We start from the raw sequence: 26,805 nt of genomic DNA, 5'->3' as shown, positions 1-26,805 counted from the left end.
TTTTTGACAGGTAAATCTGATGGGTAAAAGATGGATTTTATCAATCCTGTTCAAAAGCCATGTGTTTCGTTGAAAACTTCTCATTTACCGCCAATTCAATCGTGCTTCAAAAGAAAAAAATAACTACTTTTGCCCTTTCAACTTTGTCAGATGCAACAACAAGATCTGCAGTTAACAGTCAGGAACATTTTTTCAGCGTATTTGGAGCAGAATGGGCACCGGAAAACACCCGAGCGCTTTGCTATTTTGGCTGAAATCTATAATTATCAGGGGCATTTTGATATCGAGTCTTTGTACATCAAGATGAAGAATCAAAATTACCGTGTTTCCAGAGCTACTTTGTATAATACCATTGAGCTACTGTTGGCGTGCAACCTGGTGCGGAAACATCAGTTCGGCAAAAACCTGGCACAGTTTGAAAAATCTCACGGATCCAAACAACACGATCATGTTATCATTACGGATACAGGTGAAGTGATTGAATTTTGTGATCCGAGAGTTCAAAGTATCAAAGCAACCATCGAAGAAATCTTCGGAGTTAAAATCCAGCACCATTCACTTTATTTCTACGGGGTTAGAAACGAAGAGAATGAACAAAATCAATAATGAGCGCTCAGTTTGAAATAACGAAGTCGTCGAATTTTGTATTGGTCAAAATTTCCGGAAGAATTATCTCTGACGAAGGATTAACAGATGCATTGAGTCAAATTGAGAAAGCGGTTTCACAGGATCTGAAAGCGGTTCTTTGCGATTGTTCCAAATTGGAATACTGCAATAGTACGGGCTTGAATTTCTTTGTACGGATTCTTACAAGATCACGAAAAACAGGATTGGATTGTGTGCTGGTGAATTTACAGCCGACAGTCAAAAAACTATTCGAAATATCCAAGTTAAACGAAATTTTTAGCTGCTTCAATTCTACGGATGAGGTTGAGGCAAAATTTAATACAGTCAAATGAAAGTAGATGTTCTTTTAGGATTACAATGGGGAGATGAGGGGAAAGGAAAAATTGTAGATGTTCTTACTCCGCAATACGATATTATTGCTCGTTTTCAGGGAGGGCCAAATGCAGGTCATACCCTGGAATTTGAAGGTGTAAAGCACGTGTTACATACGATTCCTTCAGGGATTTTTCATAGCAATGTGATCAATTTGATTGGAAACGGTGTGGTAATCGATCCGGTAGTTTTTCAAAAGGAATTGGAGAAATTGGCGCCTTTCAATATCGATGTGAAGAAGCGTTTGATCGTTTCGAAGAAAGCACATTTGATCCTGCCGACACATAAATTGCTGGATGCCGCATCAGAAGCGTCCAAAGGAAAAAATAAGATCGGAAGTACCTTGAAAGGAATCGGACCGACGTACATGGATAAAACCGGTAGAAACGGATTGCGTGTAGGAGATATTTTCCTGCCTTCTTTTAAAGATAAATACAATGCTTTGGTAGAAAAACACCTGAACATGCTGAAGCATTATGAAGGTTTTGAATACGATTTGGCAGAGCTGGAAGGTCCGTGGATGGAAGGTATTGAGATCCTGAAGGGCTTAACGGCTGTTGACAGCGAACATTATTTGAATGATGCAATGAATTCCGGGAAAAAGATCCTGGCTGAAGGTGCTCAGGGAACTATGCTGGACATTGATTTCGGAACGTATCCTTTTGTTACTTCTTCCAATACGGTTACGGCAGGAACTTGTACCGGACTTGGAATTGCACCTTCAAAGATCGGCGATGTGATCGGAATTTTCAAAGCATATTGCACACGTGTCGGTTCCGGACCTTTCCCAACAGAGTTGGAGGATGAGGTAGGTGAAAAGATCCGCCAGGAAGGCCGGGAATTCGGTTCTACAACCGGCAGACCGCGTCGTTGTGGATGGATTGATCTTCCGGCTATGAAATACGCTATCATGATCAATGGAGTAACCGAACTGGCAATGATGAAAGCCGATGTATTGGACAGATTTGATACGATTCGTGCATGTACAAAGTACAAAGTAGACGGAATAGAGCAGGATTATATGCCTTACGACATTGACGGAGTGACTATTGAACCGGTTTACGAAGACATCCCGGGATGGAATAAAGATCTGACTGAATTGTCTTCTTATGCCGATGCTCCGCAAGCTTTAAAAGATTATGTGACTTATTTGGAACAACATTTGCAAGTACCCGTAAAAACAGTTTCGGTAGGACCGGATCGCAAACAAACTTTGGCAACCAGATAAATTGAAGTCATTCAATACATATACTTATCGAATTGCGCTTTTATTGAGCGCAATTTTTGTGTATGCGCAATTTTCCTATGGCCAGGGATCCTGGCTGGAACTGTTACCCGGGGCGAAAAAACTTTCTTATGATGAAAAAAGCGGAAAGCAACGCCTGACCGGTTTCCTGAATTTTAAGTACCAGGGAAATGTCATGTTTTGTGACTCTGCTCATTACAAAGAACGAACGGGAGAAGTTTGGGCCTACGGAAAAGTACAGATCAATAAAGCAGATACACTGAACTTGTTTTGCGACTCGATGTACTATAATGGAAGAACTCGTTTGGCAAAGCTTTGGGGACACGTCCGGATTCGTGATAGGGAGTACAAATTAACTACCGATTCGCTGGATTACGACGCGAAAAGTTCCAAAGCGATTTACCGGAATAAAGGACGGATTGAAAATATTACGACCAATGAGGTTTTAACCAGTCAATACGGTTATTTCTATCCGAATACAGAAGAGAGTTTCTTCAAAGGAAACGTCGTTTATAAAAGCGATGATCTGAAACTCACTACCGATACGATGCATTACAATTACCTGGTTCATAAAGTGTTCTTTTACGGGCCAACCGTCGGAACCACAAAGGATTCCAAATTTTATTGCGATAGAGGTTGGTATCATGTGCAGACAGAAGAAGGTTTGCTGACCAGGAACGCCAAAATAGAGCAGGCACCGAGAGTCATTACCGGAGATAGCTTGTTTTATGCGCCCAAACGAAAGTTTGCTGAGGGAAGAGGAAATGTCCAAATGCTGGATACCGCTCAGAAAGTGCAATTCAATGCCGGGTATTTTACTTCTGACGGAAAAACCCTGAAAGATGTCCTGACTGATTATCCTTTGATTCGGATTATGAAATCGAAGGATACACTTTTCCTGAGAGCCGATACCTTGGTGCATTTACGGGATACTTTAGAGAAAACTTTACGAATTACCGGAGGACAGGACGTGCGCATCTTTCAAAATAAAATACAGGGAGTTTCGGATTCGCTGGATTACAAAAAGACAGAAGGAATAATGGATTTGTGGGGGAATGCTCATTTCTGGAGTTATAACTCGGAATTGACTGGCGATACTATTCGGGTTTTTATCAAGAATGATACCTTGATCGACCGGGCACATTTGTTTCCTCATGCCTTTGCAGCCAATGAACTGGATTCGGGAAAGTATTACAATCAACTTTCGGGTAAGGAGATTTGGTCTTTTTTCAGGAACAACGAATTGACCCGTTCGGATGTGTACGGTCAGGCAAAAACTATCTTTTATCCGGAAGAAGAAGAAAAGACGGATTCGGCGATTGTGATTAAGCGCCTTGGTTTGAACCGGATTTTTTCATCTGATCTGAAGGTTTACATGGACAGCGGGGAAGTAACAGGAATCTCTTATATCAACCAACCCGACGGGAAATTCTATCCGATAGATCAAATCAATCCGGAAGAGCAGTTTTTGAAGGAATTCAAATGGAATCCGATGCTGCGGCCTAAAACCTGGCAGGAATTGCTTGAACCCAGGAAACTTCCAAAGGAAACTGTGGGCGAAAAAAAGGAGACATCCGGAAGGAATAAATAGAACGAAAAACGTTTGAACCCCTCGTAAATAAAGGCTGGTTCCTGATATCGCGAACATGCAAATATTATAAACACTGAGGGAGATGACTGATCGTTTTGATTTATTCCACTTTCGTCAACTTCCCTGTTGGATCAACCCGGTAACTTACAAAATCATCCCCGGTTTCTTCTACCACGATTTTCTCATCTGCTTTCACTTCAAAAAAGCGATAGTCGCTCAGGATCTTCCCTGAACCATCCATTAGTGCAAAATTGTAATTGCTGTTTGCATTTTCATTATCGGATCGCTTCTGAACGGCATACAACTGATTGGGTCCGTCAGAGTGAATGAACACGACCTGCTGAAATTCGTTTCCGCCGATAAGCTGGCCAATTGAATTCATAACTCCCATAAACTTTTCTTCCAGGATCTCAGAATCGATTTCCGAATCCATGCTCGTAATTAAGGAGTCATATTGGGAAAGCTCCTCTATTTTCTGAGCAATTGCCAGTTTGGGGAGGGTATAGGCCAGGGTGTTGCGAAGATCTTCACTCGTTTCGAAAACAAATTGACCGTTTCCAACCGAATGAATACTTTTAAAGATAAATGGAAACAGGATCATTCCCTTCGGGTCGATCACACTCGTTTGATTATGAAAAAAGACCTGGGCATATCCGTATTCAAAATCATCGGCTGAAGTGAATTTTTCTTTGATCTCAAAATCGCCTTTCCGATTAATGAAACCAATTAAATTAGACTTGCTTGCTGCAGCCAATCCTTCTGAGAATGGACTTGCATAAGTGAATTTATGTTCAATAACAACATGGTCTTTCTTATTGATATATCCGTATTTCCCGTTTAATTTGGTTAGGAACAAGCCTTCACTCGGGGCAGCCATTTCTTCATATTCGAACGGGATGATAATCCTGCCGATAGTATCGATCAGCCCGAATTTCTTGTCTGTATTTTGGGATGCAATAATAAAGCCGTCGTCTAAAGCCAGTAAACTGTTATACCGGCAGGGAAGGATTTGCTTGAATTGTTTGTTGTAATAACCCAATGAGTAGGAACGTTCGTATCCATTGGATTTGTTGATTTTAAAAACAAATAATCCCAAATGATTTTCTATGATCTTGTTATAAACAAAGGGCACGATTTCTTTCCCGTCCCTGGATTTGATTCCAACCTGCCCGGCGGCATTTTTTGCAATGACATTCGATCCGCCAAACACCGGTATGTTCTCGTTCTCATCTTCGAACTGAGAGAATGAAAGCAGGGAGATTAAAGAAAAATATGTGATTAAAAATACTCTCATCAGTGGTCGATTTCTCCTTTTTCGGAAAGAATGATGGCTATTCCACGCGTAGATCTGAACTTAGAGAAAATAATCACCATGATCACCGTGATAGGAACGCTCAGGAACATTCCGGGCAAACCCCAGATAAAGCCCCAGAAACCTAATGAAAGGATAACTACGATCGGGCTAACGTTCATGGTATTTCCCATAACCTTTGGTTCGATGATGTTTCCGGCAATAAATTGTATCGAACCGACACTGAATAGAATAATAAGTGATTCGCTGTATCCACCGAATTGAATAATGGCAAATATGGACGGGAGGAATGAGCTGATCAATACCCCGAAAAAAGGAATGAAGCTAAACATGAAAATCAGCAAGGCCCAGAAGAACGGGGCGTGAAGGCCAATAAGTGTAAAAATCGAATATGCAATCGTAGAAGAGATCAATGCTATAAGGGATTTGATTCCTAAATAATTCGTGATCGCCTTTTCAATTCTCCGGATAACTAAAATTCGTTCATCATATGCATCCTGTTGAGGGAACATGGCTTTTACCTTGTCCTTGAAAGAAGATTCTTCCAGGATAATGAAAAGCATATAGATCAAAACAATGATGACATTTGAAATAATAGTTTGCAGGGAAGTGATGACTGAAGTGATGTATTTATTGATCAGGTCGTTGGAGCTGAAGCTCTTTATAATGTCTTCTGTTTTATAGGAAGAAAGACTGTCAAATTCCTTTAAGATTGAAGTGAAATGAGCATCGTAAACATCGTAGTATTTGATCAGCTCCTGGATATTCCGTTCGAAAATAAAACCGATAACCCAAACCAGGGAGAATAAGATTGCAGAACTCAGAAGTGTTTTCAGCCATTTCGGAAACCACTTATCTTTTAATCGGATGATGTAAAAGAGCGAACGTATCTTGCGCATCAACAACCACAAAATGATTCCGAAAATGAGCGGAATGATCAAACTTCGTCCCAAATAGAGAATGATTACAACAATGGAAAAAATGATCAAGGCGTGACTTGTCATTTGAACTTTCGCTATTTTCTTAGAGCTGTTTTCCATATATTCTTCGAAATTAAGAAAAAGCTCCTTCCGATTTTGTTTTTAGAGAATTATAACAGGAAAAACGCCGTCTGCGGACAAACGGCGTTTCAATAATTCTAAGCCAATATTATTTCAACAACTCTATCACACCGGCCGCACCTTGTCCCGTCCCCACGCACATGGTAACGACTCCGTATTTTTGATTTCGTCTGCGCAATTCATTGATCATCTGAACAGTGAGTTTTGCTCCGGTACAACCAAGTGGGTGACCCAAGGCGATTGCTCCGCCATTTACATTTACGATATCCGGGTTTAAACCAACTTCGCGAATGACAGCTAACGATTGTGATGCAAATGCTTCATTCAGCTCAAATAAGTTGATGTCGTTCAAACTCATTCCAGCTTGTTTCAATGCTTTCGGAATAGCGTCTACCGGACCGATTCCCATGATTCGCGGTTCTACACCAACAACGGCATAACTTACCAAACGGGCAATCGGTTCGATATTTAATTCTTTCACCATTTTTTCTGACATCACCATTACGAAAGCAGCTCCGTCTGATGTTTGAGAAGAATTCCCTGCAGTTACACTTCCCATTGCGTCAAATACCGGACGTAATTTGGCCAATCCTTCAATCGTGGAAGCTCTCGGTCCTTCGTCTGTATCCACAATATATTTTTTGACTTGTCTTTTCTCGTTTTCATCCAGGAAGATGTTTTCCACTTCAATGGGAACGATATCTTCCTTGAATTTTCCTTCAGCGATCGCTTTTAAGGCCTTTTCGTGTGATTTGAGGGAGAAGATGTCCTGATCTTCTCTGCTTACTTTGAATTGCGTTGCAACGGCTTCGGCAGTTAATCCCATTCCCCAGTACCAGGTCGGGTTTTCTTTTCCCACTTTCGGATTCGGAACAATTCTCCAGCCTCCCATCGCCATGACCGACATGGATTCCACTCCGCCTGCAATGATGCAATCAGCCATTCCGGCTTCTATTTTTGCCTGTGCCAGTGCAATGGTTTCCAGCCCCGACGAACAATAACGGTTGACTGTCATCCCCGGAACCTTGTCCGTTTTCAATCCCATCAGGGAAATCAGGCGGCCAACATTTAATCCTTGCTCCGCTTCAGGAGTCGCATTCCCGACAATTACATCGTCGATACGTGTTTTTTCTACTTGCGGAACACTGGCTACCAGGTGCTCAATCACACGAGCCGCCAAATCATCAGGACGGAAGAACCGAAATCCTCCTTTTCCTGCTTTTCCTACTGCTGAGCGGAATCCCGCTACGATATATGCTTTACTCATTTTTTAGGATTTTGAGACTTAAGACTTAAGACAAAAGACTTTGATAAGCTTCTTTTATCTTAGTCTCGTGATCTTTAATTATTGATTTTTTGTTTGAATCCGATTATCATCCGTTGTAAATTCTGACATTTTTCAATAGTCAAATTGGTTTCAAGATTAAATAACTCTTGAGCAAGAATCAATTGTGTTTCCAATTCGAAACTGGAACCTAAGGCAATATCCAAAAAATATGAAAATTCTTTGATTGAACTACGACTGCTGCCTTCTGCAATATTTGATGGAACAGAAACAGCGCAACGTGACATTTGAGATTTTAATCCGAAACGCTCATCAACTGGAAACTGAGCAATAATCTCATAAATCTCCTTTACGATGTTCATTGCTTGAATCCAAATTTCTAGTTTTCTAAAATTATGCTTCAACATACTTTTTAGTCTTTAGTCTACTGTCTTAGGTCTATTGTCTTTCTAGTTCCTCAAAATCTTCCCCGATTTCACCAAACTCTCCAATCGTTCCAGGGTTTTACGCTGCTGACATAATTCCACGAATGCTTTTCGTTCCAGATCCAATAAGTATTGTTCCGAAACAACCGTGTTCTCGCTTAAGTCGCCGCCGCACATGACCCAACCCAGTTTTTCTGAAATTACCTGGTCGTGTTCCGACATGTAGTGCCCGGATTTCATAGAGTTTGCCCCGACATAAATGATCCCGAGTCCTTCCTGCCCGAGGACAGTGATGTTCTTTTCTCTTTTCGGAGCGATATATCCTTTGTTTGCCAGTTCCAATGCTGCAGCTTTTGCTCTAGTCAGTTGATATTCGCGGGAAACAACTACTTCATCCGTTCCCGGTCGTAAATAGCCCAGATCAAATGCTTCGTAGGCAGAAGTCGAAACTTTTGCTTGCCCGATTGAAAGGAAACGCTCACGCAATCTGTTGATCTTGATATCGCCGTCTTTCAGTTCTTCTGAAAATCGCTTTGCGAATTCTTTGGAACCTCCGCCACCCGGAATCAGGCCTACACCAAATTCAACCAAGCCCATGTAAAGCTCCGCATGAGCCACAACCTTATCCGAATGCATGGACAATTCACATCCACCGCCTAAAGCCATGTTGTGTGGAGCCACAATTACAGGGATATTTGAATATCGGACGCGCATCATTGTGTCCTGGAAGGCTTTTACAGCAAAATTCAATTCGTCGTAATCCTGTTCGACTGCCATCATGAAGATCATACCGACATTTGCTCCCGCAGAAAAGTTCCCGCCGGTATTGGATATCACCAATCCTTTGTATTCTTTCTCTGCAAGTTCAATGGATTTGTTGATTCCTTCAATCACACCCCCGCCAATAGTGTTCATTTTTGTATGGAATTCAAGGTTCAGGATTCCATCTCCAAGATCAACTAAGGTTGCATCTGAATTCCCCCAAACTTTATTGGATACTCTTAAGGCTTGAAGAGAAACCAATTCTTCTGTTCCCGGAATGATTTCGTAAGATTTGCTGTTCTGATTATAATATAAACGTTTTCCATTTTCCGTTTTATAGAAACTGGTAAACCCGGCAGCTTCCATTTCACCAACCCATGCCGGTAATTTTTTTCCTGCTTTTTCCGCTAATTCTTTTCCTTGTTTGAAACCTAAAATATCCCAGGTTTCAAAAGGACCCAGTTCCCATCCGAATCCGGCCTTGATAGCATCATCGATTTTATAAAGATCTTCTGAGATTTCCGGAATTCTGTTCGTAACGTAAGCAAATAGTCCACCGAATGTTTTGCGGTAAAATTCTCCTGCTTTATCCATTCCGGCGAATAACATTTTGGTGCGTTGTTCCAAATCATCAATCGCCTTTGTCATTTCAAGAGTAGGGAAAGAAACCTTTTTGCTCGGTTCGTATTCCATGGTCTTTAAATTCAAAGCGAGAAAAACTTTTTTGCCTTCCGCATCCACCGTTTTCTTAAAGAATCCTTGTTTTGTCTTACTTCCAAGCCAGTTATTCTCGACCATTTTCTTCACGAAAGAAGGAACTTCGAACAATGCTCTTTCCTCGTCATCCGGGCAATTTTCTTTCAAACCATTCGCTACGTGAACCAGTGTGTCCAGACCTACCACATCACAGGTGCGGAAAGTGGCCGATTTAGGTCTTCCCAAAACAGGACCGGTTAATTTGTCGACTTCTTCAATGCTCAGATCCATTTCCTCGACTGCATGGAACAAAGCCATGATGCTGTAAACACCAACCCTGTTTGCTATAAAAGCAGGAGTGTCTTTACATAAAACCGTTTTCTTTCCAAGAATTTTGGATCCGAACGTCATATAGAAATCAATGATTTCAGGCGCAGTATCTTTTGTTGGGATCACTTCCAGTAAAGGCAAATATCTTGGCGGATTAAAGAAGTGAGTTCCTGCAAAATGTTTTTTAAAGTCGTCAGATCTTCCGTCCAGCATCAGATGAATCGGGATTCCGGATGTGTTCGTAGAAATAAGTGTTCCGGGTTTCCGGAATTTTTCCACGTTGGTAAATACCTGTTGTTTGATATCCAGGCGCTCAATTACCACTTCAATGATCCAGTCTACCTCCGCAATTTTTGGCATGTCATCTTCAAAATTCCCGGTTTGAATGCGGGAAGCAAATGACTTCAGGTAAATAGGAGAAGGGTTGGACGTTAAAGCGAACTGAAGCGCTTCGTTCACTATGCGGTTTCTCACGGGTTTACTTTCAATCGTGAGTCCTTTTGCTTTTTCAGCATCATTGGGTTCTTTCGGAAGGATGTCAAGAAGCAGAACTTCACATCCGACATTGGCAAAGTGACAGGCAATTCTGGATCCCATAACTCCCGATCCTAAAATGGCCACTTTTTTAATGTGTCTGTTCATAATTTATATTTTTAATCTATTCTATTCTCTGTTGATTTTACGCAGTATTATTTATGATTGTACTGGCGTTTGTCTTTCATCGTCCGCCGCGGCGGACTCTTATTCCGACGGACCCGAGTTTTCTTCATCCAGGATTTCCTGGATTTGATTAACTACGGATTCGAAAATATCAATGTGTTCTTTGGGAATTCGTTCGATTACCTTGTTATTGAATTCAAAAACAACATCTCGGGCAATGTAGCGGGCTTTCAATCCTTCCTCGGTAAGAAAAATGCGGACAATTCTTTTGTCCAGTTTATCTTCTTCGCGACGAATGAATCCTTTTTCTTCCATTGTTTTCAATGTTCTTGAAAGACTGGTCGGTTCCATTCCCATTCGCGGGCCTAATTGAGTACTCGGAGTTCCTTCCCGGTCGATATGAAGGAGGATAAAACCAACGGACATGCTAATTCCATAGCTGTTTGCACGCTGGTTATACATGCGCGACATCTTGTGCCACGTTAATCGAACATCTAAGTCGATGAGGTATTGGGGCTTATTTTGCATACTGTGAACTTGTCACGAATATACAAAATAATATTATGTATGCATAGTAAAGTGCAGATTTTTTTCGGGGAGGATTACCAGAGATCAGGGTGGCGGAAAACCGTTCCGTTAAATCTAGCAATAATTTTTTGATTTTGGTTATAAACAATTGATTCATAGCGTCCAATTGTTTTTCCGCAGTTGATTTCTTTGCAAATAACGAGCAGCTCGTCATTCACGGATACAGGTGAAATATGAGCGATGGAGGTTTCAATACTGACTGCTTTTTGTCCGCGGCTGTTTGCGGCGAAAGCCAAAGCAGAATCAGAAATGGAATAGGAAATTCCTCCATGTCCGGTTTGATGTCCGTTTACCATTTCAGGACGAACAATCATGGATAATTTGCAATATCCGGGTGCAACTTCAAGGATTCGGATGCCTAACCATTGGGAAAAGGCATCCTTACTCATCATTTCATTGACAATATCCTGAGGTTCTTTCATTTTTAATTAATCCAGCGATCTTGAAAGTAATGAGATCATAGCTAAAATAACAATGAACAACTGGGTTGCAGTTTCATCGTCCAAAGTAACTCCTTCCGCATCTTCCATTCCGATTTCCATGGCCATAAATTTTACCAGATCCGGTTGGTCTGAAAATTCTTCCAAAATACTCTCGTCTTCATTTTCAAAATACTCATCCAGCAATTGAAAGTAAGGTTCTTCAAAACTGTCAATTAACTCATCAGTTACGCTTTTGGGATGTAATCCTGCCTCGGAGTACGCTTCCAAAACAACAGTGAAATAATAGATCAGTAAACTTTCTAATCCTTCATTTTGATATTCCTGAGCCGCAGACATGATGTATCCCAAGAGCACAGGTTGTGCTGTTGTTTGCGCTTCGGATAATCTGTCTAACGCGTTATCATCCAGACTATCAACTTTTTGGATAGCTGCTTCAATATGTCCTATGGAGACTTGTGCCATGTAAATTTATTTTAGGACAAATGTACTGTATTCTTTAGAGAAATGGTTCCTATTTGTCTTTTCATTTGGCTAAAATTACGGGATTGAAAATCTGTAAAAATCAACAAGTGTAGGAATTGGATAAATACTATCTTTGAAGCATGGCATATTTTACAAAAGATTATCTCGATTTCTTTATTGAATTAGCTGCGAATAACAATAAGGACTGGTTCGACTTAAACAGGAAGCGTTATGAAAATTCGGTGAAGAAACCTTTTGCTGAGTTTGTTCAGGTATTTATCAATCATCTGGCAAAATCTCATCCTGAATTTAAAGATCTCACGGCATCGGAATGTATTTTCAGAATTAACAGGGATATTCGCTTTTCTAAAGACAAAACACCTTACAAACTGATGTGTTCGGCTGTTGTGGCGCCAAATGGCAAAAAATCCAAAAGCATTCATGGAATTTACTTTGAATTCGGACCGGAAGAGGTCCGGGTTTATGGAGGGATTTATGAAATTGAAAAAGATGATCTGTTTTTGGTGCGCGAGGGAATAGCTCATAATTTGAAAGAGTTCAATGCGTTAATGGCCGATAAGCAATTTGTAGAGGTCTTTGGAGAGATCCGGGGCGAAAGAAATAAAATTGCACCGAAAGAATTCAAAGAGGAAGCAGAAAAACAACCTTATATCTTAAATAAACAATGGTATTTCTTTACCAAATTTGATGCAGACTTAATTTTGAAAGACAATCTTCTGGAAACATTGGATCATTGCTTTCAGGTAGGTCTTCCACTTGAAACATTTTTTAATAAATTCATTCAAAGATCATAATTTATGAATAAATATTTTGGACTAATTCTTTTTGTATTCCTGGGATGCAACGTTATTGCGCAAAAGAAGCAATTATCACTTTCGGACGCAGTACTGCAGCAAAACAGGGCCTTCAGAGATGAGCAATGTAATTCAATTACCTGGATTCCGGGAACTGATTCCTATGTGTATGTGAGCAATAATTACCAAACCATGTATCAGGCTTCTGTTAAGAAAACGGAACCTGAACAAATTTTGACTATTCAGGCGGCAAACGCTGCATTAGGTGCTCAATTATATAGTTTCTACGGATTTTCATTTAGAAATACGGATGAGTTGTTATTAACGGACGGGAATAACTATTATTCGTATAACCTGAAAACTAAAACCGGTGCTAAACTGGTATCGGTTGTTGAAGGAGGAGCTGGTGCCGAATATGAAATGACAAGCGGAAGCGTGGCTTATACGGTAGATAACAATCTGTGGATCGTCAACTCGAAAGGGGAAAAGATTGCAGTGACTTCCAATACGGACAAAAATATCGTTTCGGGTCAGACAATTGCCCGGAGTGAATTCGGAATTGTAGACGGAATTTTTTGGTCCGGGAAAGGGCAGTATTTAGCTTTTTACCAAAAGGATGAAACGAATGTAAAGGAATACCCTTTGGTTGATGTCACAAAAGTTCCGGCAGAATTGATGAATATAAAGTATCCGATGGCAGGACAGGGATCTGAAAAATCTAAAGTGGGAATCTATTCTGTTTCAGCTGGTAAGACGGTCTATATTTCTCCTAAAGGTGCCGCGGATAATTACCTGACAAATTTGTGTTGGACACCGGACGAGAATTTTATTCTCCTTGCGGAGGTGAATCGCGAACAAAACCATATGTGGTTGAATCAGTACGATGCGAAAACGGGTGCATTTGTAAGAACTATTCTGGAAGAACAAAATGAAAAATGGGTAGAACCTGAACATACTGCATTCTTCCCGATGGCAAATTCCAATAATTTCATTTGGATTTCCGAGAAAGATGGTTTTAATAACTTGTACTATTATTCGATTGAGGGTAAACTGATCAAACAATTGACCGCGAACAAGTTTGTTGCGAAAGAAATTTTACAATCCATCAATAAAGGAAAAGAAATCGTCTTCGCAGCAACAGGAACAAGTCCTTTGAATACCTTGTATTATGCTGTTGATTTGAATGGGAAACAGCGTTGCCTGACATTGGAAGAGGGAACTCATGGTATTGTACTTAATGAAGCGAGCACTTACCTGATTGATCAATATTCTTCTCATTCGGTTCCTGGTAAAGTAGAATTGAAAACAATTAACGGGAAGATCGTAAAGACAATTGCCTCAGCTAAAAATAAACTGGCTGAGATTCAGCTTGGGACAGCTGATATCGGACAGATAAAAGCAGAAGACGGGTCGGTTTTGTACACCCGTCTGATTAAGCCGAGTAATTTTGACCCGAATAAAAAATACCCGGTAATGGTTTACGTTTATGGCGGACCACATGCACAAATGATTACCAATTCCTGGTTGGATGGTGCTAATTTATGGATGTATTGGATGGCTGAGCAAGGTTATTTGGTCTTCACTTTAGATAACAGAGGTTCCGGGGAACGTGGTTTTGCATTTGAAAATCAGATCCACAGGCAACTGGGTGTTGTTGAAATAAAAGATCAGATGAAAGGAATTGATTATCTGAGATCGCTGCCTTACGTGGATACTTCCCGTTTTGCGGTACATGGCTGGTCTTTTGGTGGCTTCATGACTACCTCATTAATGTTGAAGCAATCCGAAACATTCAAGGTTGGTGTTGCCGGCGGACCGGTTACCGACTGGAAATATTATGAAGTAATGTACGGTGAACGTTATATGGATCGCCCGGAGGAAAATGCGAAAGGATATGAGGAAGCATCTCTGTTTACACATGCAAACAAATTGAAAGGTGACTTGCTGCTCATTCATGGAACGGTAGACGATGTGGTTGTGCCGCAACACAATGATGCTTTGGTGAAAAAGTTCATTGATCTGGGAATCCAGATCGACTTTTTCCATTACCCGATGCATAAACATAACGTGATTGGAAGGGACCGGGTTCATTTGATCCAAAAAGTACTTGATTATATTATTGAAAACAATAACTAGATAAGAGGAGCTTTAAAAGCTCCTTTTTTTTGCTCGAAATACCGATTATTCTTTTGTTATTCGGTTCATTTCCTTTTTGAATCTTATCTTTGTTACAAAATATACCCCAAAATGGCAGATACTCTTTCGAAGACCATGAAATCTACTATTAAGACAAATAAAGATGTTCTACTGAAAGCTTTTCGTTTGATGGCTACAGCAAAAACATTGGCTGAGAAATACGAGGCGAACAAGGAAGTCACGGCAAAATATGTTCATGCTACTTCGAGAGGGCATGAAGCAATTCAATTGGCTGTAGGTTTGCAGTTAAAGCCTCAGGATTGGGTTTCTCCATATTACCGCGACGACAGTATTCTCCTGGGAATCGGAATGACTCCTTATGAATTGATGCTCCAGGTTTTTGCCAAGAAAGAAGATCCTTTTTCGGGTGGTAGAACTTATTATTCTCATCCTTCCCTTAAACGGGATGATATGCCTAAAATTCCGCACCAGTCTTCAGCTACCGGAATGCAGGCAATTCCCACAACCGGGATTGCAATGGGAATCCAGTACAAGGAAAAAACAGGTCTTGCCGAAGATTACGAAGGTGAAAATCCGGTTGTAGTTTGTTCTTTGGGAGATGCATCCTGCACAGAGGGAGAGGTTTCCGAAGCCTTTCAAATGGCGGCGCTGAAGCAGTTTCCAATCGTTTACCTGGTCCAGGACAATGGATGGGATATTTCCGCAAATGCAGCCGAAACCAGGGCACAGGATATAACACATTATGCACAAGGATTTAAAGGAATCGAAGTGCGCACCATTGATGGAAGCGACTTTGATTTGTCTTTTCAAACTGTTCAGGAGGTTTTTGAAATTGTCAGAAAAGAAAGAAGACCCTTTATCATCCATGCGAAGGTTCCGCTTTTGGGACATCATACTTCCGGGGTAAGAAAAGAATGGTACCGGGACGATCTGGAAGAGGCCGCTTCACGCGATCCTTACCCGAAATTGAAAGAAATTATTCGCGAACTGGAAGGTGAAGCGGATATCATTAATATTGAAGCGGAAGTACGGAAATTAGTTGATGAAGATTACGATAAAGCATTGAATGCAGAAGATCCGTCTCCGTCAAGCGTTACTGACTTCATTTTTGCTCCTACACCGATTACGGAAGAGAAAGGTGAGCGTGAACCTGCAGGAAAGAAGAAAACCGTGATGGTTGACAGTGCTTTGTTTGCGGTTCGTGAAATCATGTCTCAGCATCCGGAGGCCCTGCTTTACGGGCAAGATGTAGGCGGACGATTAGGAGGTGTTTTTAGAGAGGCGGCAACACTTGCCCAAACTTTCGGCGATGACCGTGTCTTTAATACTCCGATCCAGGAAGCATTTATTATCGGATCCACTGTCGGAATGTCGGCTGTAGGATTAAAACCCTTTGTTGAGGTTCAGTTCGCCGATTATATCTGGCCCGGACTGAATCAGTTATTTACCGAAGTTTCCCGTTCGAATTATTTGTCAAACGGAAAATGGCCGGTTAGTTGTGTAATCCGGGTTCCGATTGGGGCTTACGGTTCGGGTGGACCTTACCACTCTTCCAGTGTGGAATCGGTTCTGGCGAATATTCGCGGAATAAAAGTGGTTTATCCGTCAACGGGAGCTGATTTGAAAGGTTTGTTGAAAGCCGCATATTACGATCCGAATCCGGTTGTTATTTTGGAGCATAAAGGTTTGTATTGGTCTAAAATTCCAGGAACTGAGGGTGCTATGTCTATCGAACCGGATGAAAATTACATCATTCCGATCGGTAAAGCCCGAATTGTACAGGAAGCTGCCGGTTCTGCAATCGAAAATGGAGAGTCTTGTGTAGTGATTACTTATGGTCGCGGAGTTTACTGGACTTTGGAAGCTTCAAAACAATTCGAAGGAAAAGTAGAGATTTTGGATTTACGTTCGATCAATCCGCTTGATATGGATGCAATTGCTGCTTCTGTTGAAAAACATGGAAAGGTTCTGCTGGTTACGGAAGAATCTGTTGAAGCATCTTTCACTCTTGGACTGGCAGGAAGAATCCAGCGGGATTGTTTTGAATCCTTGGATGCTCCGATCGGATTGGTAGGGGCAATTGACACCCCGGCTATTCCTTTGAATTCAACCCTGGAGGCTGAGTTGTTGCCAAATGCAGACAAAGTGAAGACAGCTCTTGAAAAACTTTTAAACTATTAATTGCATGAATCAAAACCACCCACCTAAAATCAAAGCAATGTTAGATAGAATGGAATTGGTAAAGACTGATTTTTCAGGAGTTACAATGTCCATTTCACTTGACGGAAATATCCGGAACTTACCTGAAACGGATGAGATCAGGTCTTCTGTTACATCGGAAAATACAAAACAATTACTAGCCGCTCTAAATGATGCCTTTTTAAAACAGGATTTGGCCCGCGTGAGTGCCCTGTACTCTTATGTTGTTTTGTTTCCTGAAAAGGACCAGGTAGAGATCAGACAAGCAATCAGCCGGGATTTCCTGGTTTATATCAAGGGACTAAAAAATGATACGGAAGTAAATGCACTCTTCCTGCATCCTGGATTTTCAAATTTAGTTACAGGTTTAAATGATAAAGAGGTAACGGATTTGCAGTTTAAACTGTTTTCAAGGTACCACCTGGATGATAAAACCACTGTGGGTAAACGTATCGCTGCAATCCAGAAAAACTTACCGCTAAGTGATGATCAAAAAAAGGAAGTTACTGACTACCTTAATGAGATAAAAGCCGAAAAAGAAAAAATTGAACAAAAGAAAGATTATACTAAAACAATTATTGTAATCGTTTTGATGGTTGTATTGCTGATAATACGTCTTGTATTGCGAGCTAACAGGTGAATAACTTGTAAACAATTCTGCTTTTATAAGTAATTGGATTTTTTAAGAAAACAGCTTTATTAGGCCTTACTTTTATATTGAGTAAGTCTATGAAAATCGGAAGCATACATACCATCGGCGCAATTGCGCAATTTTTGGGCAGAGAAGTTATTGGTGATGAAAATTTGATCGTTACCGGGATTAATGAGATTCATCGCGTTGAACCAGGTGATCTGGTCTTTGTTGATCACCCGAAATATTATGATAAAGCGGTGAATTCAGCTGCTTCTTTTATCCTGATTGATAAAGAAGTAACAGTTCCGGAAGGAAAGGCACTGATTATTTCTCCCGTACCCTTTGATGATTATAACAAACTGACTAAAAAGTTTGCTCCGTACAGACCTCAGATGTCCATGACAGGCGAAAATTGTGAGATTGCTGATTCTGCGCATCTTTCCCCCAATTGTTTTATCGGTCACGACGTGATAATCGGTGAGAACGTCACTATTCATCCCGGAGCATATATCGGCGATGGAACAGTCATTGAGGAGAATGTGATCATCGGTCCGAATGCGGTTATCGGACATTATGCATTTTATTATAAAAAGAAGCCTCAGGGTTATGATCGTATGCATAGCTGTGGTTTTGTTTACATAGAAAAGAATGCGGAGATTGGTGCCGGATCTACAATTGATGCCGGAGTCAGTGCAATAACACGAATCGGTGAAGGAACTAAAATTGATAATCTGGTCCAGATCGGTCATGATACGGTAATTGGTAAGAACTGTCTTTTTGCTTCACAGGTTGGAATTGCCGGTTGTTGCACAATCGGTGACAATGTTACTTTATGGGGCCAGGTAGGCTGTGCATCCGGTATTACTATCGGAGATGGTGTTGTCGTACTGGCGCAATCCGGGATCGGGAAATCACTCGAAGCCGGTAAAGTTTATTTTGGCAGTCCGTGTGATGAAGCAAAAACTAAAATGCGTGAATTGATCGCACTGAAAAATCTTTCGGAGTCGAAAAACAAATCATGAAGGTAGAAGCCCGCATAGCAAATTTAGAGTCACAGGTAGAGTTAGGTGAATTTCGCCTGAATTCTCTTTTGGAACTTACACGGGCTATTGCAACAAATCAAAGTATCGAGCAGATTGTGCGTTTGTTTGAGTTTGTCATGCGCGAACAATTGGGCTTTGACCATTTTCTCCTTTTTAATAAGGAAAATCAATGGAGCCCGCTTTTAAAGGTCGGACTGAAAAGCAAGGTCAAAGATATTTCTGTAGAAAAGGAATTATACCGCTTCCGTGAGATTACGGTTATTGAATCCAGTTATTCCCCGATCATTGATGAATTTGACATCATCGTTCCGGTTTTCCACAAGGATAAGCCCTTAGCTTATTTATTGATCGCCGGAATTGAAGGTTCGGGAATCAAAAAATCGGAAACCCTGGCAGATATGCGCTTTGTTCAGACGCTTACGAATATGGTTGTTATGGCCATTGAAAACAAGCGGATGGCAAGGGAAGAGGTGAAGAGAGAGCGTTTGAAAAAGGAGTTGGAGGTGGCTTCCGAAATGCAGAAATTGCTCTTTCCGTCTGATCTGCCTTCCAACAGGCAAATGGATATTTCTGCAAAGTATATTCCGCGTCACGAGGTTGGTGGTGATTATTATGATTTCATCCCGCTTGGAGATAACAAGTATGTGATTTGTATTGCAGACGTCAGTGGGAAAGGGATTAGTGCTGCTATGCTCATGGCAAATTTCCAGGCCACTATCCGTACGTTTTATTCGACGGTGCACCAGATTCGTCCTTTTTCACTGGAATTCCTGATTGAAGAACTCAATAAGAAAGTAATGACCAGTGCAAAGGGGGAGAAGTTTATTACCTTTTTCATTGCTGTATACGATGCGGAAACGCGCGAACTGAATTACGTAAATGCCGGGCATAACCAACCGATTATTACGAATGGCAAAGAATACAAACTCCTGGATATAGGTTGTGTCGGGTTAGGAATGTTTGATGAAATGCCATTTATCCAATTAGGAAAAGAAGTGCTCAAACCAAACACAACCTTAATCCTTTATACTGATGGAGTGGTGGAATTGGAGGACGAAAGGAACTGCCATTTTGAATTGGAACGCCTGATTAAGATCTACCACAATTTTTACCGATTGAGCATGGAAGATATGAATAACATTGTCTTTTCCAAATTAGATGAATGGCGCGGAAACCGTAAACTGGTGGATGATACCGCGATCTTTTCATGCCGCTTCTTCTAGTCCTTTTGCTACATTTGCAGCAAACTTTTAAAAAAATGAAAATAATCAATTTAACACTCCTGTTTCTATTGGGGGGCTTTACGCTGTTTGCACAAGATGGTGAAATGGAGCGTTCGTCTGAGGTAAAAATAACCAAGAGTGAACCATATCCGGTAGTGGATGCATATTCAAAGATGTATTACAGGTTGGCTAACGATGAGATCCTGGCGATCAAAAAAAATAAAAAAGGCCTGCTGTTCCAAAAGTTTTCGGGTGAGAACCTGAACCTGAAAAGTTCATTTACTGAAGCCTTTGAAATTAAAGGCAGTGTCCCGTACGGGATCTATGAGCTGAATTCCTCATTGGTTATGATGTATTCCATTCTGGACAAGAAGGCTGGTGTAGAAACTTTGTATGCGCAGGCAATCGATAAGGAAAAAGGAGCTTTTGCCGGTGAGGCCAAAGTATTAATGACAGTTGACAAAGAAATATCCGCCTTTGGTTTTGCACGCACTTCTTATGGTTTGTTCAGCTTTGATGTTTCTGCAGACAAAAAAATCTTTGTAGTTAAATACCGTTACAAGCCTGCTGTTAAAGATGATTCAAAAAACAACGATGTATTGGGAATGCATGTTTTCGACAGTGAACTGAATCAAATGTGGAGAGCGGATTTCACGATGCCATACACGGAAAGTATGATGGATAACCTGGACTTCGCCGTAGATTCGGAAGGGAATGGCTTTTTCCTTATTAAAAAGTATAAGGAAGAACTGAAATTGAGAAACCGGAACGATCCGGATAACGAGTCGGTTGCGATTTTAATAGCGAGTGCAGATGGAAACCTGAATGAGGTTGAGTTTAGCCTGGGTGGATCTATGATCGACGATGTTACAATGCAGGAGAACAAGAATGGAGATATCGTTTGTGCCGGTTATTACCGTAAACCAAAGTCTTATGGGGTGGATGGTACCTTTGTCTCGATTTTAGACAGTAAGGGAAATCTGAGCACTCCTAAATTTTACGAGTTTTCGCTTGATTTTATTAAGAAATACAAACGTATTTCCGAACGTGGTAAAAAGAAAATGGCAGAAGCGGATGAAAATGACAAATTGACTTTGGCAAATTTAACTATGCGCGATGTGGAAATTCTGGATGATGGAGGAATCGTTCTGGCTGGAGAGATTTACTATGTAACAACTTATACTGATTCGAAGGGGAATACTCATACTACTTATCATTACGATGATGTGATTGTGGTGAAGATCAATGCCGATGGAGAACTGGGCTGGATGCAGAAGTTTCCGAAACGTTCAACTGTCGAATCGTTCAGATTATTCACTTCGGAAAAATACACCTACATCTTGTTTACGGATAACCCTAAGAATGCCGACCTTCCGGAAGATCAGAACCCGCATCTTAGTTTTGCAAAGGAACGTTTTGTGATTACCTATAGAACGGATAACAAGACCGGGGAAAGAAAACACATGGCTCTTTTCGGATTCAAGCAGATTGATGGTACGCCTGTCTATCAATATTCATCCAATAGGGTAATTCCTTTAACGGATAACTCATTCGCAATTGAGCTTTATATCAAACAAAAAAGTGATATGATGTTCAAAGTGGAGTTTGAGGAATGATAAAAGAAATCAAATAAAAATAAAGACTGCTTCGAAAGGAGCGGTCTTTATTTTTACCTCATCAAATACATCTTCCCAAAGTTCTTTTTGAAGTACTGATCAGCTCCGGATTCACGGTGTTTGATATCTTCTCCCGAAATTTTAGCCTTCACCTGGTAAAGATATACTCCATTCGCAAGCTGATCTCCAAACTCGTCTTTTCCATCCCAGGCATATTCCGAAATGTTCCGTCCTATTCGGATCAAACCTAGTTCGTCCTCGGTTATTTCACGGATTACGCGTCCTGACACGGTCATGATTTGGATAATTATGTCATCCGGAACCTCTGTACCTGTCAAAGTAAAGACGAATCGTGTACTGGTGGAGAAAGGATTCGGGTAATTCATCATTTGGGTAATCGATGATTCGCGAATGACTTCAAAGCTCACTTTATATTCGTAATCTCCCGAAACATTCCCCGAACGGTCGGTTCCCTGGACAAACAACTGATACATTCCGTCGCTTAGAAACTCCTTCGGATAGACAATTTTAAATTTGAGGTTCTGTCCGTTCGCGGGGATCCATTGCATGATCGTATTTCCGTTTCCATCAATGAAAGGAATGCGTTTTTGGATCCCATCCGGGCCGGTTAAATAAATCCCGAAAAGAGTGGTGTCTGAAATATCATTCATTACCAAATAGGGATTGTCGTCTTTCAGAGTGATCAAAATCTCACTCGTAGGGTCAATGATATCGCCATTCAGGATATGCTGACCATTGAAGGTAACATCCAGGATCGGGTTCTTATTGTCTTCAACAACAAAAACCGGAAGCTGAAGAATGTTATTGTAATGGTATTGTTCCAGTTGATCCGTTTGAACCAATGAACCGTTTACATAAGGGTTCACTTCCATCCACAAAATGTTGTAACCGGGTTTGGCAATAGAAGTGAATTGAATGGTATCTCTTAAAACCTGGTGAACATGCAATGAATCTTGTCGCGGATATGGAATAACATGTTTGATGTGTTGCTGATCTTCCAGCCAATAATTCACCAGTAAAGAATCCATGTCAAATTCGCTGACATTTACAACATCCACCGCAAAACTGAAATTTTGGCCTTCATACAAGGTGTCTCCGCTGATAGAGGCATAATATCCCGATGATCCGTCAATTGCAGCTTCAGGAACGGGTTCGTAAAGCACATGCAGACGATCGATCTGTGCCGGTGTTAAGTTCGTTTTATCCGAATTGTAGATTCCGATTCTAATCCGTGGATAGATCGAAGCATCGATCAGGTTATTCAGGTTGAGAATCGAATCAATTGGGGTGAAAGCAGTATCTATAATTCCTGATAAATTATTGATGACATCATACTTTTCAATAAATATGCGCACACTGTCTGTAGATGGAGATTCCAGGGAGTCTCTTCTCCAGTACAAGGTTTCCCATTGAAAAGCAGGTCCGATTTGTGGCGTTTTTTCTACTCCGATAAAAGATGGTTTTAAAACATTTGCCTGGATGGTGATCTTGGGAACTCCATCAGGGATACCGGTTGTTTGAGCATCTGTCCAGAATTTCACCTGGTTAAGTGCCGTTGTGCCTTTTTTGAAGAACAGGGCAAAGGGCTCATTGGGCTGACTAGCTGTTATTGAAGGAAAGCCCAAATTTTGAAACATTGTAAATACGCTGGGATTATTTGTGTTCCATTGATCAAAAGCCGTGGAGAAAGGAGTGTAAATCACAACGTAATTACTATCCGGAATTCCATTAGTGATCATGTTCTGGAAATTCGCCATGGAAACCGGATCTGTCTGATCAAATGTGAAATAACGCTCAAAGCGGTCTCTGCAACCCTGCCCGCCAGCGATACCTAAATTGTTTAGGTTTCCGAAATTCATGGAAGGATCATTGTGACTTCCTTGTGAACATCCCGGGCAGTGAGTTTCCCATGGTTCGAGTGTGGTAGCGTCAACAACACCGACATAGATATATGGGAATGTATTGCAGGTTGCATAATCCATATTTTCGTTATCTACAGACCATGCGATGTGCCAAGAGTCTTCAACTGTCGTGAACTTCATTGTCAGGATTCCAATGGTGTGTACATCGTTCAGGTTAAACAGGCGTTTTCTTAGAGTTCTGTCGTAGTTGATGTTAGAAAAACCATTATTCTTAAACTGGAAAAAGTGATCCTGTCCCCAACCGCGTTTTCCCGGGATATACTGAAAGGAATATTCTGCCCAATTCGGAACGGTACTGTCTGCAGCCACACGCCAAAAATAAACCGTACTATCCGCACAAATCAATGGGAAAGGGGAGCCAAAAGCCGATAGCCACTGATTGGGCTGAACACTTTTTACTCCACCAAGTCCTGTTACTGAGAATCGTCTTAATTGCGGACTGTCGTAAGTGTCGGTTGTATCCAACTCGAAGCGGTAAGTTCTCATTCCCGCAATCGGGTTGATCGTGGATGCTTTGACGGTAATGGTGTCGTAGGGAATAACCGCGTAATTGTATGGCCACACAGGAAGCATTCCGTCAATGTTCAAAAAGAAATTCGCACTTGCCTGGTTATTCGATATTTCTTCAAACTGTTCCTGGTGGAAGTTGGGAATGTCAACCGAAACGGTAAAATTGTTTACACCGGCACTAAATTCCGCTTGTAATGGAAACTTGCGTTTGATGATGGTGTCGTAATTCAGGCGAGGTAAAAACAAGGTTTTCACTGAGTCAACGGAACTTCCGGGAAAGTTTCTCCTGATTTCCACAAAAACCGGAGTTTTAATTGATTTTCCCAGGTTCCGGATAGTGAAACTTAACTCTACACTGTCAACCGAAAGATTCACATTATTCGGACTTAAACTCAAATCCGCTGCCCGGATATCAATCTCGGGATCAGTGCTGTAATTGACTCTGATCATCGGGTCTCCATGCAAGGTCATCTGTGTGCATGCAGATTCGTAATACACGCTTCCGGGCGTCATGGTAATGTATTGCTGATAAAGCTGTTTGATGGTATTCTTTATTTGAAACCCGAGAGTGTTTCCATAGTTTTTATGGGAAAACTGACGATAAAGTTCCGTAGAATAAACTGCAAGTGGTGCATCATAACCTACCGAAATAGTCGATAAAAATGCAATTGCACCTTCGTTGGGAATATTGACAAAGTTTTCCGACGTTGAATTTCCTGGTTTGAAGATGTTTCCGTTGTAACAGGAGTTACCGATCACAATGGGATATTTCCCAAAATTGTTCCAGTTACTTGGCTCATCAATGTTGATCTCAAAACCATTGTTTGAAGCTGCTGCATGACCAAAGAAGTTCATGACTGAGACGCCATCTTCAATTTTTTGAGTGACAGTTGAAACTACGTTGGGATCAAGCGGATTACTGGAGGTTTTGAAGTAGTTGGTAACATTTCCGGCAAAAACGGTGTCTTCAACGATTGCCTTCATAGTGTTCATATATCCCTGGAACTGGTTTTGCTGCTGTGAATTGTTGCCGCCAACGAAATGTAGCAATTGCTTTTGCCAGTTCTTGGTTTCAGCAAAATTTAACCCGGGATTGTTTTGTGCATCTTCGTATTGTTCGATTTTTGAGAGGTAATTTTCAACTTCCGTGTTGGAAGTCATGGAAAGTCTTCCTGTCGGCACCAAAGGTTCCCAGTTGCCATTACTGATTAATCCGGCCGTGATCGCAATATCACTTGGAGGATAACCCATAGGAGGTATTAAACAGCTGGCAAAACCGCTGGGAGAAACCCGTGTTTCACCTACATTCAACCCTTTTCCTATAATGAGTAAGCCTTCTGGTTTTTGTGTGCTGTTGTTGTGTACGAAATGTACAAACCGTCGAATTGCAAGCGGGTGTTTGATTATTCCGCTGGCAAATTGGAGGTATAATTCTTCAATATTTGCCTGAAGTACATTGTGACTGCCGCCTGCTATGGAAGAACGGTAACTTAAATAAGAATCTTTACTGCCCGACAGGGACGGATGATAAACAAGGATCATGGCCGAATCAATGTTCATTGAACTGAAATCAGTGAATGTTCCTGTCCCGTTTACTGCGGTTAATGAATTGACGGGAATGGTGTTGTTCATGTCTACAACCAAAACTTCTGTTTCATTGCCTGAAGGGTTGTTGGGTACAATGAATTGAGTTAATCCGGCATTCACTGTTGGGATTTCATATCTTGGAACAGAGCCGAAACTTAAAACCAATGGGGCTGAACCTGTGAAGTTTTCCAAATCAATTCTGCTTTTCAAAGTTCCGTTCTGAACAAAGAACCGGTCGAAGGGTTGATTGCTGCTGTTTGGAAGCCTGGGATAAGAAAGCATGGCATAAGTAAAGATCTGTCTGTCGACTGTTACATTTAAGTCGGCAATAATCTCATGATGAATATAGCTTGTCCCGTTGCTCAGGTCGGAAGCCTGCAGGTTGTTCACAGTTTTTACCTGGTAATAATTTTTATAAATAGTATCGATTAAAAGCAGGTTTGAAGCACCAAAGCTCAGCCTGGTATGATGGTTGAGGGGGATTTGCTGGGGAAAATTAATATTTCCACCGGAGGAATTGGATGAAACCCGGCACTCCAGCTTAACGGGAAGTCCTCCCGGACCCGTATAAACATTGGGAGTCGGAAGTGCAATATTGGATAACTCATTGGCTGTTGTGGCTGCTAATTCCGGCAATCCGAAACCTTCTCCTCTGGAATAGATCGAACCGGAGGCTTCACCTTCAATAAGTCCCTCACAATAAGAACCCGAATATTGGCTTCTGTATTCTGACCGTACGAAATTGCTTGGGCTGTAATTGGAATAGTTTTGATCTGCCTGTAATGCAAACCGAAGCCCTGTTCCGGCATTCTTCCATGAAAAAAAGTAAGTGATCGTGTCGTTGATCAAGCTGAATCCCGGGTTCGCCATTACGGCTGGATCAGGATACATTAATGAATCAAGCCATCCGTCGTTTTTATAGGCATAAAACAAAAAGTAATCTCCCGGATCAAATGAATTGTCTCCGTTATCGACCATGTAAAGGGGAACTTCTTTGTCTTTTCCGAAAACCTGGAAACTCGATGGGTTTAATCCCGAAAGTGGAATTCCATTACTGTTTAATGTGGCGTAATCTATCTTATAAAGTCCGTTTTGAACAATTTTAAAGCCATAGAACTTTTGGGAATAGTCAATCCATTCATTCCCATAAGGCTGACTCCACGCGTAAACAAAAGGTATAAGTGTTAGTAGTATTAAGTAGAGTTTTTTCATAATCTC

At 41.2% G+C, this 26,805-nt stretch carries 20 protein-coding genes; 11 read left to right on the top strand and 9 right to left on the bottom strand.

The genetic code is table 11. The features are described 5' to 3' along the window. Positions 1 to 150: 150 nt before the first annotated feature. The 4 genes from K0S23_RS17290 to K0S23_RS17275 are packed head-to-tail and all read left to right on the top strand — an operon-like array spanning position 151 to position 3,836. A complete protein-coding gene (locus K0S23_RS17290; RefSeq protein WP_300360000.1) occupies positions 151 to 606 on the top strand; it encodes a Fur family transcriptional regulator in 456 nt (151 codons plus the stop codon). Beyond that, on the top strand, positions 606 to 959 hold the full coding sequence (locus tag K0S23_RS17285) for an STAS domain-containing protein (protein WP_300359998.1): 354 nt from the start codon (positions 606 to 608) through the stop codon (positions 957 to 959). Before K0S23_RS17290 ends, K0S23_RS17285 begins: the two co-directional genes overlap by 1 nt. Beyond that, positions 956 to 2,227 (top strand): adenylosuccinate synthase, encoded by a 1,272-nt coding sequence (locus K0S23_RS17280; protein ID WP_300359996.1) that lies wholly within the window; start codon positions 956 to 958, stop codon positions 2,225 to 2,227. The genes K0S23_RS17285 and K0S23_RS17280 overlap by 4 nt, the downstream gene beginning before the upstream one ends. A 43-nt stretch (positions 2,228 to 2,270) precedes the next feature. Further along, the gene (locus tag K0S23_RS17275; RefSeq protein ID WP_300359994.1) at positions 2,271 to 3,836 is read left to right on the top strand and encodes an OstA-like protein; all 1,566 of its coding nucleotides are present in this window, start codon (positions 2,271 to 2,273) and stop codon (positions 3,834 to 3,836) included. A gap of 100 nt (positions 3,837 to 3,936) precedes the next feature. Here K0S23_RS17275 and K0S23_RS17270 read toward each other — a convergent pair whose 3' ends face one another. The 8 genes from K0S23_RS17270 to K0S23_RS17235 form a co-directional block, all read right to left on the bottom strand. Beyond that, positions 3,937 to 5,130, bottom strand: a complete 1,194-nt coding sequence (locus tag K0S23_RS17270; protein ID WP_300359992.1) for a WG repeat-containing protein — start codon at positions 5,128 to 5,130, stop codon at positions 3,937 to 3,939. Then, complete coding sequence (locus tag K0S23_RS17265; RefSeq protein ID WP_300359990.1) at positions 5,130 to 6,188, bottom strand: AI-2E family transporter; 1,059 nt, start codon at positions 6,186 to 6,188, stop codon at positions 5,130 to 5,132. The genes K0S23_RS17270 and K0S23_RS17265 overlap by 1 nt, the downstream gene beginning before the upstream one ends. Before the next feature lie 109 nt (positions 6,189 to 6,297). Then, positions 6,298 to 7,476, bottom strand: coding sequence for an acetyl-CoA C-acyltransferase (locus K0S23_RS17260; RefSeq protein WP_300359988.1), 1,179 nt, complete (start codon positions 7,474 to 7,476; stop codon positions 6,298 to 6,300). A 74-nt stretch (positions 7,477 to 7,550) separates the two neighbouring features. Further along, on the bottom strand, positions 7,551 to 7,901 hold the full coding sequence (locus tag K0S23_RS17255) for a four helix bundle protein (RefSeq protein WP_300359986.1): 351 nt from the start codon (positions 7,899 to 7,901) through the stop codon (positions 7,551 to 7,553). A gap of 42 nt (positions 7,902 to 7,943) precedes the next feature. Next, positions 7,944 to 10,349, bottom strand: a complete 2,406-nt coding sequence (locus K0S23_RS17250) for a 3-hydroxyacyl-CoA dehydrogenase/enoyl-CoA hydratase family protein (RefSeq protein ID WP_300359983.1) — start codon at positions 10,347 to 10,349, stop codon at positions 7,944 to 7,946. Positions 10,350 to 10,448: 99 nt separating this feature from the next. Continuing rightward, complete coding sequence (locus K0S23_RS17245) at positions 10,449 to 10,895, bottom strand: MarR family transcriptional regulator (RefSeq protein ID WP_300359982.1); 447 nt, start codon at positions 10,893 to 10,895, stop codon at positions 10,449 to 10,451. 74 nt (positions 10,896 to 10,969) lie between these two features. Further along, on the bottom strand, positions 10,970 to 11,377 hold the full coding sequence (locus K0S23_RS17240) for a hotdog fold thioesterase (protein ID WP_300359980.1): 408 nt from the start codon (positions 11,375 to 11,377) through the stop codon (positions 10,970 to 10,972). A 6-nt stretch (positions 11,378 to 11,383) separates the two neighbouring features. Next, entirely contained in the window at positions 11,384 to 11,860 is a 477-nt protein-coding gene (locus K0S23_RS17235; RefSeq protein ID WP_300359978.1) for a hypothetical protein, read from the bottom strand. A gap of 140 nt (positions 11,861 to 12,000) precedes the next feature. Here K0S23_RS17235 and K0S23_RS17230 point away from each other — a divergent pair, with 140 nt between their 5' ends. The 7 genes from K0S23_RS17230 (at position 12,001) to K0S23_RS17200 (ending at position 21,547) form a co-directional block, all read left to right on the top strand. Beyond that, on the top strand, positions 12,001 to 12,675 hold the full coding sequence (locus tag K0S23_RS17230) for a DUF2461 domain-containing protein (protein ID WP_300359976.1): 675 nt from the start codon (positions 12,001 to 12,003) through the stop codon (positions 12,673 to 12,675). 3 nt (positions 12,676 to 12,678) lie between these two features. Then, positions 12,679 to 14,811 carry a DPP IV N-terminal domain-containing protein gene (locus K0S23_RS17225; RefSeq protein WP_300359974.1) on the top strand — a complete coding sequence of 711 codons (2,133 nt, stop codon included), beginning with the start codon at positions 12,679 to 12,681 and terminating at the stop codon, positions 14,809 to 14,811. 111 nt (positions 14,812 to 14,922) lie between these two features. Beyond that, positions 14,923 to 17,013: a thiamine pyrophosphate-dependent enzyme gene (locus K0S23_RS17220; protein WP_300359972.1), complete on the top strand. Its 2,091-nt coding sequence runs from the start codon at positions 14,923 to 14,925 to the stop codon at positions 17,011 to 17,013. A gap of 37 nt (positions 17,014 to 17,050) precedes the next feature. Beyond that, positions 17,051 to 17,671, top strand: coding sequence for a hypothetical protein (locus tag K0S23_RS17215; RefSeq protein WP_300359970.1), 621 nt, complete (start codon positions 17,051 to 17,053; stop codon positions 17,669 to 17,671). Between the two features lie 89 nt (positions 17,672 to 17,760). Further along, positions 17,761 to 18,687, top strand: coding sequence for an LpxD N-terminal domain-containing protein (locus K0S23_RS17210; RefSeq protein WP_300359968.1), 927 nt, complete (start codon positions 17,761 to 17,763; stop codon positions 18,685 to 18,687). Beyond that, positions 18,684 to 19,931 (top strand): PP2C family protein-serine/threonine phosphatase, encoded by a 1,248-nt coding sequence (locus tag K0S23_RS17205; protein WP_300359967.1) that lies wholly within the window; start codon positions 18,684 to 18,686, stop codon positions 19,929 to 19,931. The genes K0S23_RS17210 and K0S23_RS17205 overlap by 4 nt, the downstream gene beginning before the upstream one ends. A gap of 35 nt (positions 19,932 to 19,966) precedes the next feature. Next, on the top strand, positions 19,967 to 21,547 hold the full coding sequence (locus K0S23_RS17200; RefSeq protein ID WP_300359965.1) for a hypothetical protein: 1,581 nt from the start codon (positions 19,967 to 19,969) through the stop codon (positions 21,545 to 21,547). Positions 21,548 to 21,600: 53 nt separating this feature from the next. On the opposite strand, the gene K0S23_RS17195 is transcribed toward K0S23_RS17200, so the two are convergent. Beyond that, a complete protein-coding gene (locus K0S23_RS17195) occupies positions 21,601 to 26,799 on the bottom strand; it encodes a C25 family cysteine peptidase (RefSeq protein ID WP_300359964.1) in 5,199 nt (1,732 codons plus the stop codon). Between the last annotated feature and the right edge of the window lie 6 nt (positions 26,800 to 26,805).

This window comes from Fluviicola sp., from assembly GCF_029266855.1.
Taxonomy (GTDB): domain Bacteria; phylum Bacteroidota; class Bacteroidia; order Flavobacteriales_D; family Crocinitomicaceae; genus Fluviicola.
Note: the sequence above shows the minus strand (reverse complement) of the source record. Positions and strands in the feature narration are given on the sequence as shown.

Coding starts and splice junctions, on each gene's coding strand:
- K0S23_RS17290 (WP_300360000.1), top strand. CDS start 151: ATGCAACAACAAGATCTGCAGTTAACAGTCAGGAACATTTTTTCAGCG.
- K0S23_RS17285 (WP_300359998.1), top strand. CDS start 606: ATGAGCGCTCAGTTTGAAATAACGAAGTCGTCGAATTTTGTATTGGTC.
- K0S23_RS17280 (WP_300359996.1), top strand. CDS start 956: ATGAAAGTAGATGTTCTTTTAGGATTACAATGGGGAGATGAGGGGAAA.
- K0S23_RS17270 (WP_300359992.1), bottom strand. CDS start 5,130: ATGAGAGTATTTTTAATCACATATTTTTCTTTAATCTCCCTGCTTTCA.
- K0S23_RS17265 (WP_300359990.1), bottom strand. CDS start 6,188: ATGGAAAACAGCTCTAAGAAAATAGCGAAAGTTCAAATGACAAGTCAC.
- K0S23_RS17260 (WP_300359988.1), bottom strand. CDS start 7,476: ATGAGTAAAGCATATATCGTAGCGGGATTCCGCTCAGCAGTAGGAAAA.
- K0S23_RS17255 (WP_300359986.1), bottom strand. CDS start 7,901: ATGTTGAAGCATAATTTTAGAAAACTAGAAATTTGGATTCAAGCAATG.
- K0S23_RS17250 (WP_300359983.1), bottom strand. CDS start 10,349: ATGAACAGACACATTAAAAAAGTGGCCATTTTAGGATCGGGAGTTATG.
- K0S23_RS17245 (WP_300359982.1), bottom strand. CDS start 10,895: ATGCAAAATAAGCCCCAATACCTCATCGACTTAGATGTTCGATTAACG.
- K0S23_RS17240 (WP_300359980.1), bottom strand. CDS start 11,377: ATGAAAGAACCTCAGGATATTGTCAATGAAATGATGAGTAAGGATGCC.
- K0S23_RS17235 (WP_300359978.1), bottom strand. CDS start 11,860: ATGGCACAAGTCTCCATAGGACATATTGAAGCAGCTATCCAAAAAGTT.
- K0S23_RS17230 (WP_300359976.1), top strand. CDS start 12,001: ATGGCATATTTTACAAAAGATTATCTCGATTTCTTTATTGAATTAGCT.
- K0S23_RS17225 (WP_300359974.1), top strand. CDS start 12,679: ATGAATAAATATTTTGGACTAATTCTTTTTGTATTCCTGGGATGCAAC.
- K0S23_RS17220 (WP_300359972.1), top strand. CDS start 14,923: ATGGCAGATACTCTTTCGAAGACCATGAAATCTACTATTAAGACAAAT.
- K0S23_RS17215 (WP_300359970.1), top strand. CDS start 17,051: ATGTTAGATAGAATGGAATTGGTAAAGACTGATTTTTCAGGAGTTACA.
- K0S23_RS17210 (WP_300359968.1), top strand. CDS start 17,761: ATGAAAATCGGAAGCATACATACCATCGGCGCAATTGCGCAATTTTTG.
- K0S23_RS17205 (WP_300359967.1), top strand. CDS start 18,684: ATGAAGGTAGAAGCCCGCATAGCAAATTTAGAGTCACAGGTAGAGTTA.
- K0S23_RS17200 (WP_300359965.1), top strand. CDS start 19,967: ATGAAAATAATCAATTTAACACTCCTGTTTCTATTGGGGGGCTTTACG.
- K0S23_RS17195 (WP_300359964.1), bottom strand. CDS start 26,799: ATGAAAAAACTCTACTTAATACTACTAACACTTATACCTTTTGTTTAC.